Source organism: Streptomyces nidicola (genome assembly GCF_050106155.1).
Lineage (GTDB): Bacteria > Actinomycetota > Actinomycetes > Streptomycetales > Streptomycetaceae > Streptomyces.
Map to the genome: position 1 here is coordinate 2,955,928 of NZ_JBNBPI010000001.1, position 14,924 is coordinate 2,970,851.

11 protein-coding genes are annotated in these 14,924 nt (G+C 69.9%); 4 read left to right on the forward strand and 7 right to left on the reverse strand.

What is annotated here, in order from left to right:
* Nucleotides 1-172 precede the first annotated feature (172 nt).
* The 4 genes from eccCa (at nucleotide 173) to ACOKM3_RS13345 (ending at nucleotide 6,192) form a co-directional block, all read left to right on the forward strand.
* Nucleotides 173-4,114 (forward strand): type VII secretion protein EccCa, encoded by a 3,942-nt coding sequence (gene eccCa / locus ACOKM3_RS13330; protein WP_426900165.1) that lies wholly within the window; start codon nucleotides 173-175, stop codon nucleotides 4,112-4,114.
* 102 nt (nucleotides 4,115-4,216) lie between these two features.
* Nucleotides 4,217-4,489, forward strand: coding sequence for a hypothetical protein (locus tag ACOKM3_RS13335; protein WP_426900166.1), 273 nt, complete (start codon nucleotides 4,217-4,219; stop codon nucleotides 4,487-4,489).
* A 150-nt stretch (nucleotides 4,490-4,639) separates the two neighbouring features.
* Nucleotides 4,640-5,662, forward strand: coding sequence for an SUKH-4 family immunity protein (locus tag ACOKM3_RS13340; RefSeq protein ID WP_426900168.1), 1,023 nt, complete (start codon nucleotides 4,640-4,642; stop codon nucleotides 5,660-5,662).
* A gap of 53 nt (nucleotides 5,663-5,715) precedes the next feature.
* Entirely contained in the window at nucleotides 5,716-6,192 is a 477-nt protein-coding gene (locus ACOKM3_RS13345; protein WP_426900170.1) for a hypothetical protein, read from the forward strand.
* 42 nt (nucleotides 6,193-6,234) lie between these two features.
* On the opposite strand, the gene ACOKM3_RS13350 is transcribed toward ACOKM3_RS13345, so the two are convergent.
* The 7 genes from ACOKM3_RS13350 to ACOKM3_RS13380 form a co-directional block, all read right to left on the reverse strand.
* Nucleotides 6,235-6,606: a hypothetical protein gene (locus ACOKM3_RS13350; RefSeq protein WP_426900172.1), complete on the reverse strand. Its 372-nt coding sequence runs from the start codon at nucleotides 6,604-6,606 to the stop codon at nucleotides 6,235-6,237.
* 214 nt (nucleotides 6,607-6,820) lie between these two features.
* Nucleotides 6,821-7,312 carry a hypothetical protein gene (locus tag ACOKM3_RS13355; protein ID WP_426900174.1) on the reverse strand — a complete coding sequence of 164 codons (492 nt, stop codon included), beginning with the start codon at nucleotides 7,310-7,312 and terminating at the stop codon, nucleotides 6,821-6,823.
* 268 nt (nucleotides 7,313-7,580) lie between these two features.
* Nucleotides 7,581-8,684 carry an SUKH-4 family immunity protein gene (locus ACOKM3_RS13360; protein WP_426900175.1) on the reverse strand — a complete coding sequence of 368 codons (1,104 nt, stop codon included), beginning with the start codon at nucleotides 8,682-8,684 and terminating at the stop codon, nucleotides 7,581-7,583.
* Entirely contained in the window at nucleotides 8,681-9,088 is a 408-nt protein-coding gene (locus tag ACOKM3_RS13365) for a hypothetical protein (RefSeq protein ID WP_426900177.1), read from the reverse strand. Before ACOKM3_RS13365 ends, ACOKM3_RS13360 begins: the two co-directional genes overlap by 4 nt.
* A gap of 281 nt (nucleotides 9,089-9,369) precedes the next feature.
* A complete protein-coding gene (locus tag ACOKM3_RS13370) occupies nucleotides 9,370-11,646 on the reverse strand; it encodes an SUKH-4 family immunity protein (protein ID WP_426900179.1) in 2,277 nt (758 codons plus the stop codon).
* A 391-nt stretch (nucleotides 11,647-12,037) separates the two neighbouring features.
* Nucleotides 12,038-12,610 (reverse strand): hypothetical protein, encoded by a 573-nt coding sequence (locus tag ACOKM3_RS13375; RefSeq protein ID WP_426900181.1) that lies wholly within the window; start codon nucleotides 12,608-12,610, stop codon nucleotides 12,038-12,040.
* Nucleotides 12,611-12,674: 64 nt separating this feature from the next.
* Nucleotides 12,675-14,882, reverse strand: coding sequence for an SUKH-4 family immunity protein (locus ACOKM3_RS13380; protein ID WP_426900183.1), 2,208 nt, complete (start codon nucleotides 14,880-14,882; stop codon nucleotides 12,675-12,677).
* Nucleotides 14,883-14,924: the final 42 nt, after the last annotated feature.

Consider the following 14,924-nt stretch of genomic DNA (forward strand, 5'->3'; position numbering starts at 1 on the left):
ACAGGCCCCGGCACTTGACGAGAGTCAGTAGGATCACCGGGCACGCCGGAGCTCTTTGCCTTCGGCCTGGGGGAACCGCCAGTAACGGGGGCGGTCCGACATGTCCCGACGTGCACGACATCCGTGCGCGCTGAACTGATCGACGACTGAAGATTTAAGGACTGGTGCTTCGGTGAGCGTGGTCATCGTCAAGCGACCGCCTCGGGTGTTGCCACCCGACGTACCGACGGACGAGGTGCGTCTCGAGCCGCCGCCGGAGCTGGCGCGGGCCGAGGACCAGAACCTCATGATGAGCCTGCTGCCCATGCTGGGCATGGGCACATCCTCGGCGTTCTTCTTCACCTCGGGTCAGTCGATCATGAAGATCATGGGTGGCGTCATGATCGTCTCCACCCTGGCCATGGCGCTGACGCAGCTGGTCAAGGCACGGCAGGGCGGCGGGGCCGAGATGGCCCAGGAACGCCAGGACTACCTCAAGTACCTGACCCAGGTCCGGCGTGATGTGCGGACCACCGCGCGCATGCAGCGGGACGGGCAGTACTTCCTGCACCCCAACCCCGAGCAGCTGTGGGCGCTGGTCGCCGAGGGCCGCCGGGTGTGGGAACGGCGCGGCAGCGACTCGGACTTCACGCAGGTGCGTCTCGGGCTCGGCCCGCAGCAGCTGGCAACTCCCCTGATGGCGCCGGAGACCGCGCCGCTCGACGAGCTGGAACCGCTCACCGCGCACGCGATGAAGTCGTTCCTGGAGACCCACGGCACCCTGGACGCACTGCCGTTGGCCGTGTCGCTGCGCTCCTTCTACCACGTGAGCGTCTCCGGTGATCCGGACACCACGTACGGGGCGGCCCGGGCGATGATCGCCCAACTGTGCACCCTGCACTCGCCCGAGGACCTGCGCGTCGCCGTGGTGGCCTCGCCCGGTGCGATGGCCGAGTGGGAGTGGACGAAGTGGCTGCCGCACGTGCAGCACAGCGGCACCGACGGTGCGGGCTCCCAGCGCGTGATCGTGGGCGACCTCGGTGAGGTCGAGGACATGCTCGCCGACGAGCTGGAGGGCCGCGGCCGGTTCAACCCGCAGGGCCCACCGGTCGTCGACCAGCCGCACCTCGTCGTCGTCATGGACGGCGGCGACATCCCCGACGACTCGCTGATCGCGGGCGCCGAGGGGCTGCAGGGCGTCACCATCATCGAGGTGGTCCCCGGCATCGTCGAGGAGCTGCGCGGCTCGCTGTCCGTGCAGGTCCAGCCGGGCGAGCTGCTGCTCGAGTCGCAGGGCGGCACCCAGTACACCGGCACTTGCGACACCCTGTCGCTCACCGAGGCCGAGGCGCTGGCGCGCCAGCTCGCGCCGCTGCGCGCCGGTTCGGCGGACGGCGACGAACCGCTCCTCGCCAACCTGGACTTCACCGAGCTGATGGGCATCGGCGACGCCGGTTCGGTGGACGTCGGGCGCACCTGGCGGCCCCGCACGCTGCACGAGCGGCTGCGTGTGCCGCTCGGTGTGGACCGCGACGGGCAGCCGGTCATGCTCGACATCAAGGAGGCCTCCCAGGAGGGCATGGGCCCGCACGGCCTGTGCGTCGGCGCCACCGGTTCCGGTAAGTCCGAGGTGCTTCGCACCCTCGTGCTCGCGCTCTCGGTGACGCACTCCTCGGAGACGCTGAACTTCATCCTCGCCGACTTCAAGGGCGGCGCGACCTTCGCGGGCATGTCCGAACTCCCGCACGTCGCCGCCGTGATCACCAACCTGGCCGACGACCTCACCCTGATCGACCGCATGCGCGACTCGATCACCGGTGAGCTCCAGCGCCGCCAGGAGCTGCTCCGCTCGGCGGGCAACTACGCGAACATCACCGACTACGAGAAGGCCCGCGCGGCCGGCGCCCCGCTGGACCCGCTGCCGTCCCTCGTCATGGTGCTCGACGAGTTCTCCGAACTCCTCACGGCCCGGCCCGACTTCATCGACATGTTCATCCAGATCGGCCGCATCGGCCGATCCATGGGTGTGCACATGCTGCTCGCCTCGCAGCGCCTGGAGGAGGGCAAGCTCCGCGGCCTCGACACCTTCCTGTCGTACCGCATCGGTCTGCGTACGTTCTCGGCCGCCGAGTCCCGTACCGCGATCGGTGTCCCCGACGCGTACCACCTGCCGAACGTCCCCGGCTCGGGCATCCTCAAGTACGACACCGAGACGATGATCCAGTTCAAGGCCGCTTACGTCGGTGGCGTGTACCGCGCCGGCGGCTCCGGTGGCGGTGGCTCGCGCACCCACCGGCAGCCGGTGCTCTTCACGGCCGCTCCGGTCGCCGAGCAGATCATCCACGAGCCGGAGCCCGAGGTCGTTCCCGACCAGGTCGACGACGCGCTCGCGGACACCGTCCTCGACGTGATCGTGGCCCGCATGGTCGGCCAGGGTCCGCCCGCCCACCAGGTGTGGCTGCCGCCGCTGGAGGAGTCCCCTTCGGTGGACTCGCTGCTCCCGCCGCTGTCGACGACCCCGGAGCGCGGCCTGCACGCCGCCGACTACCCGGCGCTCGGCAAGCTCGTCGTGCCGATGGCCCTGGTGGACAAGCCGTTCGAACAGCGGCGCGACATCCAGTACCTGGACTTCTCCGGTTCGGCCGGTCACGGTCTCGTCGTCGGTGGTCCGCAGTCCGGCAAGTCGACCCTGATCCGGTCGATCATGACCTCGTTCGCGCTCACCCACACCCCGTCCGAAGTGCAGTTCTACTGCCTGGACTTCGGTGGCGGCGGCATGCTCTCGATGGAGGGCCTGCCGCACGTCGGCGGGGCCGCCTCGCGCCTCGACTCCGAGAAGGTGCGCCGTACGGTCGCCGAGGTGCGCGGGATCCTCAACGAGCGCGAGGAGTTCTTCCGCGCCAACAACATCGACTCCATCGGTACGTTCCGCTCCCGGCGCGCCGCCGGGCAGTACCCGGACCAGCGGTGGGGCGACGTCTTCCTCATCATCGACGGCTGGGCCGCCTTCAAGACCGACTACGAGCAGCTCGACCCGGTCATCCTCGACCTGGCCTCGCGCGGCCTCGGCTTCGGCGTCCACCTGATCATCGGCTCCGGCCGCTACACCGAGGTCCGGCCCGCCCTGCGCGACCAGCTCCTCAACCGCGTGGAGCTCAAGCTCGGTGACCCGATGGAGTCCGAGTTCGACCGCAAGAAGATGGAGGCCGTGCCGCTCGGCATGCCCGGCCGCGGTCTGACCCCGGACAAGCTCAGCTCGCTCGGCGCGCTGCCGCGGATCGACGCCTCCTCCGACGTGGAGTCCCTCGGCCAGGCCATCGAGCACATGGTGACGACGGTCTCCGAGCACTGGCAGGGCCCGCCGGCCCCGCCGGTGCGGATGCTGCCGACCAAGCTGCACATCAGCGAGGTCCCCAAGGGCAACGACTTCCCCGAGCGGGGCGTCGCGATCGGTGTCGACGAGACCACGCTGTCGCCGTCGTTCATCGACTTCGAGACCGACCCGCTGATGGTGGTCTACGGAGAGTCCGAGTCCGGCAAGTCCGCGTTCCTGCGGATGATCGCCAAGCAGATCTCCGAGCGGTACGCGACCGACAAGGCGCTCATCGTCGCCGGTGACTACCGGCGCGCGCACCTGAGCGAGCTGCCCGAGTCGCACCTCTACAAGTACTGCGCCTCGGGACCGCAGCTCCAGGAGGTCGTCACGAGCCTCGCCGGTTCCATGGGCCGCCGTATGCCGGGTCCGGACGTCACGCCGGAGCAGCTGCGCAACCGCTCCTGGTACGACCTGCCGGACGCGTTCATCATCGTCGACGACTACGACCTGGTGGCCACCAGCTCCGGCAACCCGCTCCAGTCGCTGCTCGAGTACCTGCCGTTCGCCCGCGACCTGGGCCTGCGCATCATCATCGCGCGCAGCTCCTCCGGTGCGGCGCGGTCGTCCTTCGAGCCGGTCATGCAGCGCATGAAGGAGCTCGGCGCGACGGGTCTCGTGCTCTCCGGCGACCCGGCCGAGGGCCAGATCTTCGGCCCGCTCAAGCCGCAGAAGCTGCCGCCGGGCCGAGGCATGCTCGTCACCCGCAAGGGTGGGGCGCAGCTGGTGCAGACGGCTTGGATGCCGATGCGCAGCAACTAGCCGATGCGCGGCAATTAGTCGGCGAGCTACGGTACGGCGCCGGGGACCGGTTGAATCCGATCCCCGGCGCCGTACGCGCAACGAGACCTGAGGAGACGGAAGTTGACCACCGCACCGCGCACCGCCGACGAGGCCCTGGCGATCGCCCGGACGACGTTCCAGCCGCTGTGCGCGGACGGGACCCCGGCGACGCTCAACGTCCAGGAGTTCGACCTGGGCTTCCTGGTCTACGCGACCTTCCCGCCGACCGAGCCGCCCTCGTACGGGGGCAGCCACCTGGTCATCTCGAAGGCGGACGGCTCGACGATGTACGTCCCGAACTTTCCGCCGGAGTCGGCGATCAGCCTGTACCGGCGGCAGGTGGGGCGGGGCTGACGCGGGCCCCGGGACTCCGTCGACGCGGGCCCTGGGCACTCTCCCGGCCCACTGTCACCGGGCGGCACTAGACTTTGCGGTCAACGCGCCGCCTACCTTGACCGTTTACCGCGCCCGTCCTACCGCCCCCGTCCGAGGGAGACCCCAGCCGTGACCACGCACGACCAGGACGAACGGCAAGCCGCGTCGCCGGCCGGCGACGGCTCCCCCGCCGCCACCGGCCCCGGCAACACCGCGGTGTTCACGTACGTCGACCCGCGCACCGGCGAGGAGACGTACCTGACCCGTGTATCGGGCCCGGGCCTGCCGCACGTCGAGTACCAGGCGTGGTCGGACCTGCGCGCCGCGGACGTACCCGCGGGCAATGTGGTGGCGGTGCACACCGACCTCAGCCCCAGCTCCCTGCCGGGCGGCTACACGCTCGACGCGCTCAGGGCCGGTTTCCCGAGCGCGGCACTCTCCTCCGGCCACCCGTACGGCGGGGACCCGGCCGAGCGCGCGGAGGGCGTCGCCGCGCTGACCGAGCGGGTGGCGTCGATGGCGCAGCTCACGGGCCAGGCGCCGCCGCCGCGCCCGCACCGCGTGCCGCTGCCCGCGCCGACGGCCTCGGCGCCGACGCTGCCGGCCGAGCTCCCGGGGAAGCTTCCCGTGCAGCGCTACGGGACGGAACTGCTCGCTTCGGCCGCGCTCCCCGACGCCGCGCGCGCCGCCCTCGCGAGCCCCGGGCTCCCTGCCGACGTCCGCTTCTTCTTCACCGCCGACCGGCCCGAAGCCCCGCCGCGCGGCGGCCTGTTCGTGGACGCGGCGACGCACTTGCGGGAGTTCGGGGCGGAGCTGTCCCCCGCCGCCGCCGACATCCTCTCTGCGCACACCCGCGTCGGCACGGACGGCCAGTACGTCATCACGGTGCAGCAGGAGGCCGGCAGCGTATGGGCGGCGAATCCGACGACGGGCAGCGGCCGTTACGTCAACGCGTCGGTCGCCGCCTTCGCGCACTGCCTCGCCACGCTCGCCACCACGCGCGAGCTCATGGTGGGCATGAACCCGTACGAGGCGGGGTCGACGGTCGCCGACCTCCAGGCCCGCCTGATCGCGCTCGACCCCACGTGCTTCGACGACGCCGGCAACTGGTGGTCGGTGATCATCGAGCAGATGTGGCACGGCCTGTTCTGACCCACTGTCCGCCCGTCCGCCCGTCCGCCCGTCCGCAGCCTGAGAGGACCCTCATGCCCCGCGAAGGATTCCGTACCGATACGACGTCCCTGTCCGACGAAGGCACGAACTTCCAGGACCTGGGCGCCGCGTTCGCCAGGGCGGCGGCCTCCCTGCAGAACGGCCTCGCCTCCGTGAACGCCTGCGCCCCCACCAGCGGCGAGGCCCCCGCCCCCGAGAAGGGCCAGGTGGAGGGCTTCGTCCAGGGCCTGACCAGCTTCGCCGACAAGGCGGACATGCCGCCGTGGGGCGACGACGAGATCGGCGAGAAGTTCGGCATCGCCTACGAGGGTCTGCAGACCGGCATGTTCGAGTCGATGCAGCACCTGGCCCAGGAGCTGACGAACATCGGCGGCGCGCTCAGCGCGATGGCCAAGAACCACGACGAGAACGAGTCCTTCAACGAGCAGCTGATCCGCCAGGAACAGAACGATGTCGACTTCGCGGCGGGCAGCGGAGGCACGATCTCCAGCATGAGCAAGATGACGTGAGGGACGGGCCGGGTAGGGCTGGCCGGAATGGGCTGGGGCGGGTCAGATCGCCTGGCCCACTCCGATGACCAGCAGCGCGCCGACCATGACCCACAGGCCCGTACGTCCCATGCCGCCCGTTCCCCGCACGGCGAGCCACAGCGCGTAGCAACCGCCCGCCACACCAAGGGCGTTGGCGCCGATCGCGACCGCGCCGGCGCTCCCCACGGCCTGGCCGACGAGCGCGGCGACGGCCGCCGCGAGGAAGACGGCCGCGCACACGATCCCCCGCAGCCGCTCGCGCCGCACCACCTCGGCGACCCGCGCCTTCTCCTCGGCGAGCGCGCGCTCCTCCGGCGGAAGCTCGGTCTCCCACTTCCGCGAGAAGTCCGCCTCCCACTGCAGGCCGGTGCCGTCTCCACCCGTTCGTGTCATGCCCGCGACCCTAGCCGACCAGGGGTACGTGGCTCATCCCGAGGCCGACCCGGGCTACGGCTCGTAGTGGTCGACGAGACTCTGCGTCGCCGCCTCCCAGAAGTGGGCGCCACCGAGGTCCCGCGGGAGCGCCTCGACGAAGTCGCCGAACTCCTGGAGGGCGGCTTCCAGGGCCTCCTCGCGTGCGTCTTCGTCTACGTCTTCGCCCTCAAGGTCATCGGGCGGCCGAGGCGAACTCGTGCGCGGAGGCCATGCCGGAGGCGCTGTCCCAACCGTTGGGGTCGTAGACCGAGATCTCGCCGGTGGGCATCTCCATGAGGTGGTACTCGCTGCCGCAGACGCCGATGCAGTTGCAGGAGGCGGGGATCACGTCGTCCTTGCCGTAGTGACCGGCGAAGATCTCGGCGGGCTCGGGACTCCAACCGACAGCACCGCCCTTCCCTTGGTAGCCACCGCTGTCAATGTCGATCACGGGGAAGAACGTCCCGGGCTCACCCGTGCACGCTTCCACCCACTCCTGGGACGGGGTGCGGAGCCGAGCGACGACGGCGTCGGGGGTGGGGTCGTTCAGGATCGCGAGGGACAAGGAAAGCTCCATTCCTACGGACTCCGAAGGTCCTCGGTCCACCAACACCATCGGGAAGTGCAGGCGCAGTGCTGCCCACGCGGTGACGAGGCGGACGAAGGTCGTCAGATTCTCCGCCATGACGTGCGTGCGGATGCTCGTAGTTGACGTTCCGCTCGCTCGCGTCCCGGTCCGGAAACCGTTCACCGTGGGGCACAGCGTCATCGTTCAGCAGGTCCGCCATGTCCCAGTCGTCGCGCTCGGGCAGGCGGTAGACCCTTCCGGTCGCCCCGTCGACGATGACACCACCGCTCCAGGTCCCCAACACGTACAGATCAGGCCTGCCCCGCACGTACCGCAGGGGCCCCCGGCGGTACGTCCAGATCGACCTGGTCGACCGGCTCTGAATTCAGAAGCCGTCCACATCAAGTTCGGTGATGCCCGCCCAGAACCAGCTCCACAGCACACCGCTGGGCGCCTGCGGGGCGAAGAACCCCGGTGCCAGCGCCTCCAGTTCGTCCAGGAACTCCTGCGCCACGGTCTCCTGGTCCCCCTCCACCGGATAGGGGTGCCAACAGGCGTTGGAGTAGCGGTACACCGCCTCCAGAACACGCGTGAAAACGTCGAGATCCGGCGCCAGGTGCACGAGCGTGCCGTTCGTCGGTCCTTCCAGTCGGCTCTGGATGTGTACGGAGCCGTCGCGACCGTGTACGTACAGGTCGCCGTAGTCGCACGTCCCGAAGCCGGTCAGGTCCGGTGGCAGATCATCGGCGGCGGTCGCAGGCCGCGGCTCGTCGAGGGCGTACGCCGTGAACCCGACCCCATGGCACGCCCACCGCGCGGGGATGCCCACATCCCGCAAGTGCCGTCTGCTTTCCGGGTACTCAAGGGCCTCGGGAAGCGCACTGTCGGGTACGCGCAGCACGTTACCCGCTCCGAACGCGTCGTCGATTCGGGCGGCGGTCAACGGCCCCATGAGCCGCTTTCGCCGCAGGGCGGCGCCGAGCGGCAGACTCCGGGAAGACTCGAACGACGTGGACGAAGAGGTGTCGATACCCGCGCTTTGTGGCCAGTTCCGGAGCACCTCCGCATCCGTCTCGAGCATCGCGATGCCGTGCGGGTCCACTACGAGGTGGCACGCCCGCCCCTCCTCGTCAGACCACGCGACGGCGGCCTGCCAGCTCTCCGGTGCGGTCAGATCCCATCGGTACAGCTCTGCCGGGCCGAGCTCGTCCAAAGGCACCGCCGACTCGCCCGTCCCACCTTCACGGCCCAACGGCGGCACCGGCACCCTGCGTCCCGACTCCGCGTCGAGGCGGATCAACCCCCGATGGTCCACCACCTCGACGAGGCCCGCCCCCTGGCGCCGGCAATGCACCTCGAAGTAGTCACCGTTCAGGCTGGGTTGGGCAACGAACCAGCCGGCCGGCCGCCACCAGGCCCACCGCGTGCGCCACGGCATCCCCGGCTCGGCTGCCAGGACTCCGAGTACAGCATCAAGGTCCACGCTCACCCTGTGATCCTGCCTGAGTGCCAGTCGATGAAGGCGACCGCCTCGGCCTCGGAGATCTCCGCGTGCTCAACGTCGTTGTGGCCGAGTTCATGCAGCCGCGCGTACTCGCTGGGCTGCCATTCGAGATTCCTGGTGAAGGCTTCGTCGAACGTCCGCCGGCCCCTGCCCACAACTCGTCGGCGCAGAATCCCCGATGGCCGATCGCGCGGGTAACCGTCCCGGATCTTTGCGAAGTAGGTGTTGTGCCCCCGCGCCCCGGCGTCCAGAGCATCGAGGGCAGTCGCCCCAAAGGCCGTCAGAGGAGGGAACGTGATGGGCGCGTCCGCGTTCCACAGGGGAAGGCTCACCCCATTGAGGTCGATCTGCTGCTGGTTGACCGAGAACCCTCCTCCGCGTTCGTACATGACAAGCAGCGGCTCGTACGGCGAGAGGAGATCGGGCCTGTTGGCCCGGTGCGCGGACCTGACGCACCCGTCGCCGCGAAGTGGATTGCGCCTCGGAGAGTCCGTTTGACTGGACTCGACGCAATGAGGGAGCCCAGGAACGACTTGAGGCCCTCGCCGACGTCCGGGGGCAACGGAGCCGCCTGGCCGATGTGTTCCACGAGGTCGAAGAACGGCCAATCACCGGGCACCACCGGAGATCGATCCTCCTCGTTCGGAGCTCATGGAGCCTTCAGGGCTTGTCAGATGATTTCCTGCAACCCCTCGGTCCACCAGCTGTGCGCGGCGTGTGGGCTGATGGCGCGCAGGCGATCCTCCAATTCGTCTCGCAGGCCGAAGAGTTCGCCCTGGGTGTAGGCCATTGGGAAGTGGCCGCGGAGTACGGCCCACGTAGTGACGAGGCGTACGAAGACGTCCAGGTTCTCGGCCATGAGGTGAGGGGCCTCGTAGTCGACGTTCCACCTCCCCGAGTCCCAGTCGGGGTCCCAGTCGTCGCCGGGTGGGGTGTCGTCGGGGAGGTCCGTCTCGGTCCAGTTGTCGTGGCGGGGCAAGCGGTAGATCCGGCCGGTGCGTGCGTGTACGGCGATGGGGCCGCCGTTCCAGTCGCCCAGCACGTACAAGGGCAGGGCACGGACGCGCGGCAGCGGGGCCTCGGCCTCCGGGTCGAAGCCCAGATGGATCTCGGCCGCCGCCAAGGCCAGCAGTCCGGCCACCGTCAGAGTGTGGCGGGCGCGGGGGTCGGTGATGTCCGCTGGGAGCTGTGATTCGGAGAGGCGGGTCATGGACTGCGTACCGAACACCGACTCCGGGGACGACGCGAAGTCCGCCTGTCCCGGGGCGATATGGCAAGGTCGCACGTCGATCAGCGTGGCCGCGTTCGGGGAGGACTGCATGGCGGCGCCAAAGGGGGCGCCCCCACCAGCCTCGGCGTCGAGGTCGTCGGCCCAGTCCTCGTCATCGTCATCGTCGAACTCGTCGTCCTCGTCAACCGTCTGCGGGCCCGGGAACCCGTCGGCGAACCGCTCGGGATCCATGGCCTCGGCCGCGAAGATTCCGCCGGTCGACGCCACCACGACCAGGTCCCCGACCGTCAACCGGTCCCGCACGAGCCCCGGCTCCTTGGGGAACGGGTCGAATGCGGCCCACGCCCGCAGGCGGCCGCCTCCGCCCTGCCACAACGGCTCACGCTGCCCGAAGGCAGGCACGGAACCCGTCCACGGGCCGGCCAGCACCTCGCCCGTGGCCGCGTCGAACACCCAGTAGCGCGGCTTCGACGGAGTGTCGTCCCGCGCGACGACCGCCGTCCGCCCCTCCGGATCCCAGCCCTCGGGCGCGAGCTCCAAGCCGGTCACCGGACCGGGAAACACCCGCCGCGGGTCGACGACGCCCGGCGGACGCCAGTGCGCCCAGCGCACCGTCCACGGACGGTCCGGGTGCGCATCGGCCACGGCCTCCTCCGTCGCCTCGTCACCCTGCGCCCGCGCTGCCAGGGCCAGCCAGGACGCCCACTCGTCGAACTCGAAGGTGCGCAGACCTGCCGTCTCCAGGTCGCGCGCACGGCTGGCCGGCGTGGGGGCCGACCAGGCGGCGTAACGGTCACGGAGGGCGGGGTTCATCCGTACGGCGTCCAGCTTGGCGCGCACCATCTCATCGGCCTCGATGAGACTGTGCGGCGAAAGCTTTGCCAACAGGCGCTCATCGCCTGCCAGTTCGTGGAAGGACTCGCCGTACCTTCCTCCGCGCGCCGCGTGCCTGGCCAACGCGAAGACGGCGTAGCGCCCCACGCCGTTCGCCGTTTCGTCGAACCGGTCGCGCAGCCACTGGGTCATCTCGGCGTGGACGCGGCGGGCGTGGCCCAGGTCCACCGCGGCCCTCAGTTCGTCTCGACGCGACCAGTTGTCGAACCACACACGGCCGTCCCCGGCGACCGAGATCTCCGGTGCGTCCAGGGGCAGTTCCAGCTCGGCGCCATTGAGCAGACGGGAGAGTTGGCGCCAGACCTCGACAGGAGGCGAGGGCGACTGTGCGAGAGCGAGTGCCTGCAAGGCCCACTCGCGCCGCTCTTCCTGCGAACGACTCTCATCGGGCTGCCGCCGCGGCACCTCGACCTCCAGGCGCGTCCGCGTCGCCAACCACCGGTCATGCCAGTCGACTTCGACGACGACCAGCGCGCCGGCCGGCCGGACGATTTCACGGTTCAGGAGACTCAGGGCGGCGTTCGGGTAACCCGCTGCCCCCGCACGGGCCATCCTCTGCCCCTGCGCGACGAGCACCACCACCGGCCCGTCACCGGGCGGCACCTGATCCAGCCCGTCACGTACCTGCCCCAGCAGCTCCTGCGCTTCGAGCCCCGTGGCGTCGACCCATACGGACCGCGGCAGCAGCGCCTCCGAACTCCGGAGGATCTGCGTGCGCCCCGAGCCTGCCGAACCCATCAGCTCGACGACGTACGGTTCGCCGCGCCGCTGCCGGTCGACGATCCGCTCGATCGCCGCGTCCGCGGTGACGCTCTCGTACATGGCTATGGGCCCCCGTCCCTCTCGCCGGAAACCACGTAGTCGACAGCGTGGGTGCGACGCTGTTGTGATCCACCTGGGGCGCCCGCCCACCTGGTGACGGGAGTTGCCGCCCGTGGCGTCCACGCTGATTCCCAACTGGTTCGGGTGAGGCTCAAGCGCCAGGGCCCGCTCGCCCGGCACAACGTGACCGCCGTCAACTCCGGGCCCCTGCGGGCCGTAGAAGACCTCGAGCCCGTCCGGTACGAGTTTCACCGTCACGAAGTCCAGCGCGTAGCAGTGGCAGGTGTACCACAAGAAGGAGGGATCGGTGCTCAGCGGGAAGGGCAAGGCTGCCGCCCCGAGCGTCAACACGAGCCCTGCGGGCCGGTCGCAGACAGGGCAGAGCGGCATGTCACCGGCGTACGTCCCGCCCATGATGTGCGGACTCTGGCCGCGGTCGACCACTGACCCCATGTAGGCAGGCTCGTACCCCGAGCCTTCGTCCGAGTCCCGGCACATAGGAATCCGGCCCACCGGACAACATGCCGAACCGAACATCGGGATCCTCGATTCGACTCAACTGCGGGCGCAAAAGCTCAGGTTGATAAAGACTCACTTCATAAACGACGTCGAACCATGGCCCGTACGTGTCGCCGGCCTCGAGATAGTCGTTCACCACCTCTTCGAGGAGCCGGGCCGACAGCCATGGGACCAGCCGGGAAACGGCAGGGGCCATACCCTCGACACCGCGGAGCCGCTCAGCAACGCGATTCTTTTCCACATGGAGCCCGGGCAACAGGGACAGATACTGGGCAGCGAACGTCGCGACCCGCTCATCACGCGTCGTCAGCAGACACGCCACTGCCTCATCGACCCCTCGGCCATCCCGTTGGGACAGCCACGCGGCGACGCGATCGGTGATCTCCGTGACGGCGATGGATTCGTCGTCGATGAGTTTCTGGGAAAACAGTTCGAGATGCGTCAAGACCTCGCCCTCCTCAGATATGTCAGCAGCAAATCATCCACGGAGATCCGCCGGCCGGCCGTACCTAGTGGTCCATCAACGCCACTCCCCAGATTCCTGCCGCCGCGCCGATCGGGTCGATCGCGGTCTGCAGGCCCTTCACCCGGGGCTCGACGTCGCGCGTCTCGGTCTCGTCGCCCGAGGTCGTGAACACCTGGACGCCGAGGAGCCAGGCGGAGACCATCGCGAGGAAGTCGTGCAGGTTCCGCCCCACGATCTCCGCCCTGTTGGAGTCCTCGCGGTTCCCGCCGGGAAGATGGAGGATCCGCCCGGTCGGGCCGTCGATCACCACGTCGTCGCCCATCCAGAGCCCGATGGCGTAGTAGGGACCGGTGAGGGTGATCGGTTCGTGCTGGTAGTCGGCGCGCGGGACATCGGCGGGCCAGGACACCTCCCGCAGAAGGTTGCGGTCGTCCGGTTCCAGGCCGAAGAAGCCGAGGCCGTGTACGTCGCGGAAGGACGGCAGTCCCTGCGTGACGAGGAACTCACGGGTGGCCGGATCGGTGAGGCCCTCGGGCAGCAGGGGCTCCTGCACCCGGTACAGCGTGCCGGATTCGGCCGCGAAGATCGTGTCGAGGTCCTCGGGGCGAGGCGCGGGGCCGTGGGCCGGGACGGTCGCCGGAGCGGTGAGCACGGACGGGCACAGCGCCTCGGAGCGGTGGCGCAGGCTGAGACCGGCGAAGGGCGTCGCGTCCGACGCGGGCTCGATGCCGAACAGGCCTCCCCAGCCGCCGACTACGACGATGTTGTCGATCGTCACCGGTCCTGCTTCCAGGAGATAACGGCTCGCCGGATCCACCTCTGGGCGGTCGTCCTCGCCTCCCGGGGTCGGCCAGCGCAGGCCCGGCACCGCCTCCTCGGGAGGCTGGTTGCGCACCCAGGCTCCAGTGGCCAGCACGTCGCCGCTCCGCGGGTCGTGCAGGGTCACATGGCGTTCCCGGCCCTGATAGGCCAACGCTGCCGCCACCGGGCGGTCGTGCAAGCGCATCTCCATCAGGTCGTAGACATCGGAGAAGCCGAGGTACGACACATGCAGGCCCGCCGGCGGCCGCCACCGCGACCACCGCACCCGCCACGGCAACCGGACACCACTGCGCTCCAGGCCCTCCGCCAGCTCCGTATCGCCCCGAACCGTCGCCTGCAGGTGCAGCCAGGCCACCCAGGTCGGCTGGGCGCACGGCAGGATGGCGTAGTCCCGGGCCAGCACCGCGTCGGCGAGCACCGAGCAGGCAGGCGCTTCCTTCATACCTGCGCCTTCGGCCGCCTCCAGCAAGGCTGTTGGCGGGACGTGGGCGATGAGGCGGGTGTCGCGCAGCAGCGCGGTGAACAGGGGGAAGTCCGTTTCCCCGGTGACGGAGTCAGCGACCGCGCCATGGGCGGCGAGCGCGGTCGCGGCGTAGCGGGCCAGTGGGTCGGTGTCGGCGCGGCCCTCCGGATTCGCCCACTGCGCACTCAACTCCGCGAGGTGGCTGTAGAGATGGCGGTGGGTTCGTGCCCGGTCTTCGGCCGGGAGCTGCCCGCGCAGTTCTCGCGCAACGGACTCGTCCCGGAAGGAGACCACCTGGCCGTCGCCCTCGGCGACCAGAAGTTCTCCGTGCTGCTCAACCACCCGCATCAAGTGGTCGACCTCGACGGGCCGGCCGGTCACGCCCATGACCAATTCCTGCCAGACGCCGTACGGCACCGTACGCGCCTCCGCCTGCGCCAACGCTTGTACCTCTACGGGCGCTTCGCGCGGCGCCTCGGCCTGTACCGACAGCTGGAGCGGGCGGTCGCCGGTGCCGAGGAGGTCGGCGTCCCGGGTGACCACGACCACGGCGTGGCCCTTGCCACCGATCCTGCCCAAGGCGCGCAGCAGGCGCTGCGGTTCGCCACTGGTCCGGGTGTGGCCCACCAGTTCCAGGTGGGAGACGAGAACCAGCCGAGCCGGCTTCTTCGGCACCTGCCGGGTCCAGGATCTGGGTGCCTTGGCCCGCGCCCCGAGAGCGTCCAGCACCTTGGTGAGCGCTTCGTCCGCGGTGCGGCCGGCCACGTCGACGAGGACGCTGTCGGGCACCCGTTCCCGCACGGCGTGCAGGACTTCCTCGCCACGGCGGCCCGACCGATCGACGACGCAGTTGACGCCCCAGCCCGTGCGCTTCTGCCAGCCATCGGCGATGCGGTCGATCGCCGCCTCAGGGGACAACTCCTCGAAATGCGCCGACCCTTGTGACCCGTTGCGCGTGCTGCTCACTTTCACATCCCAACCCGAAGTTACTGCTTGAACCCAGTCTCA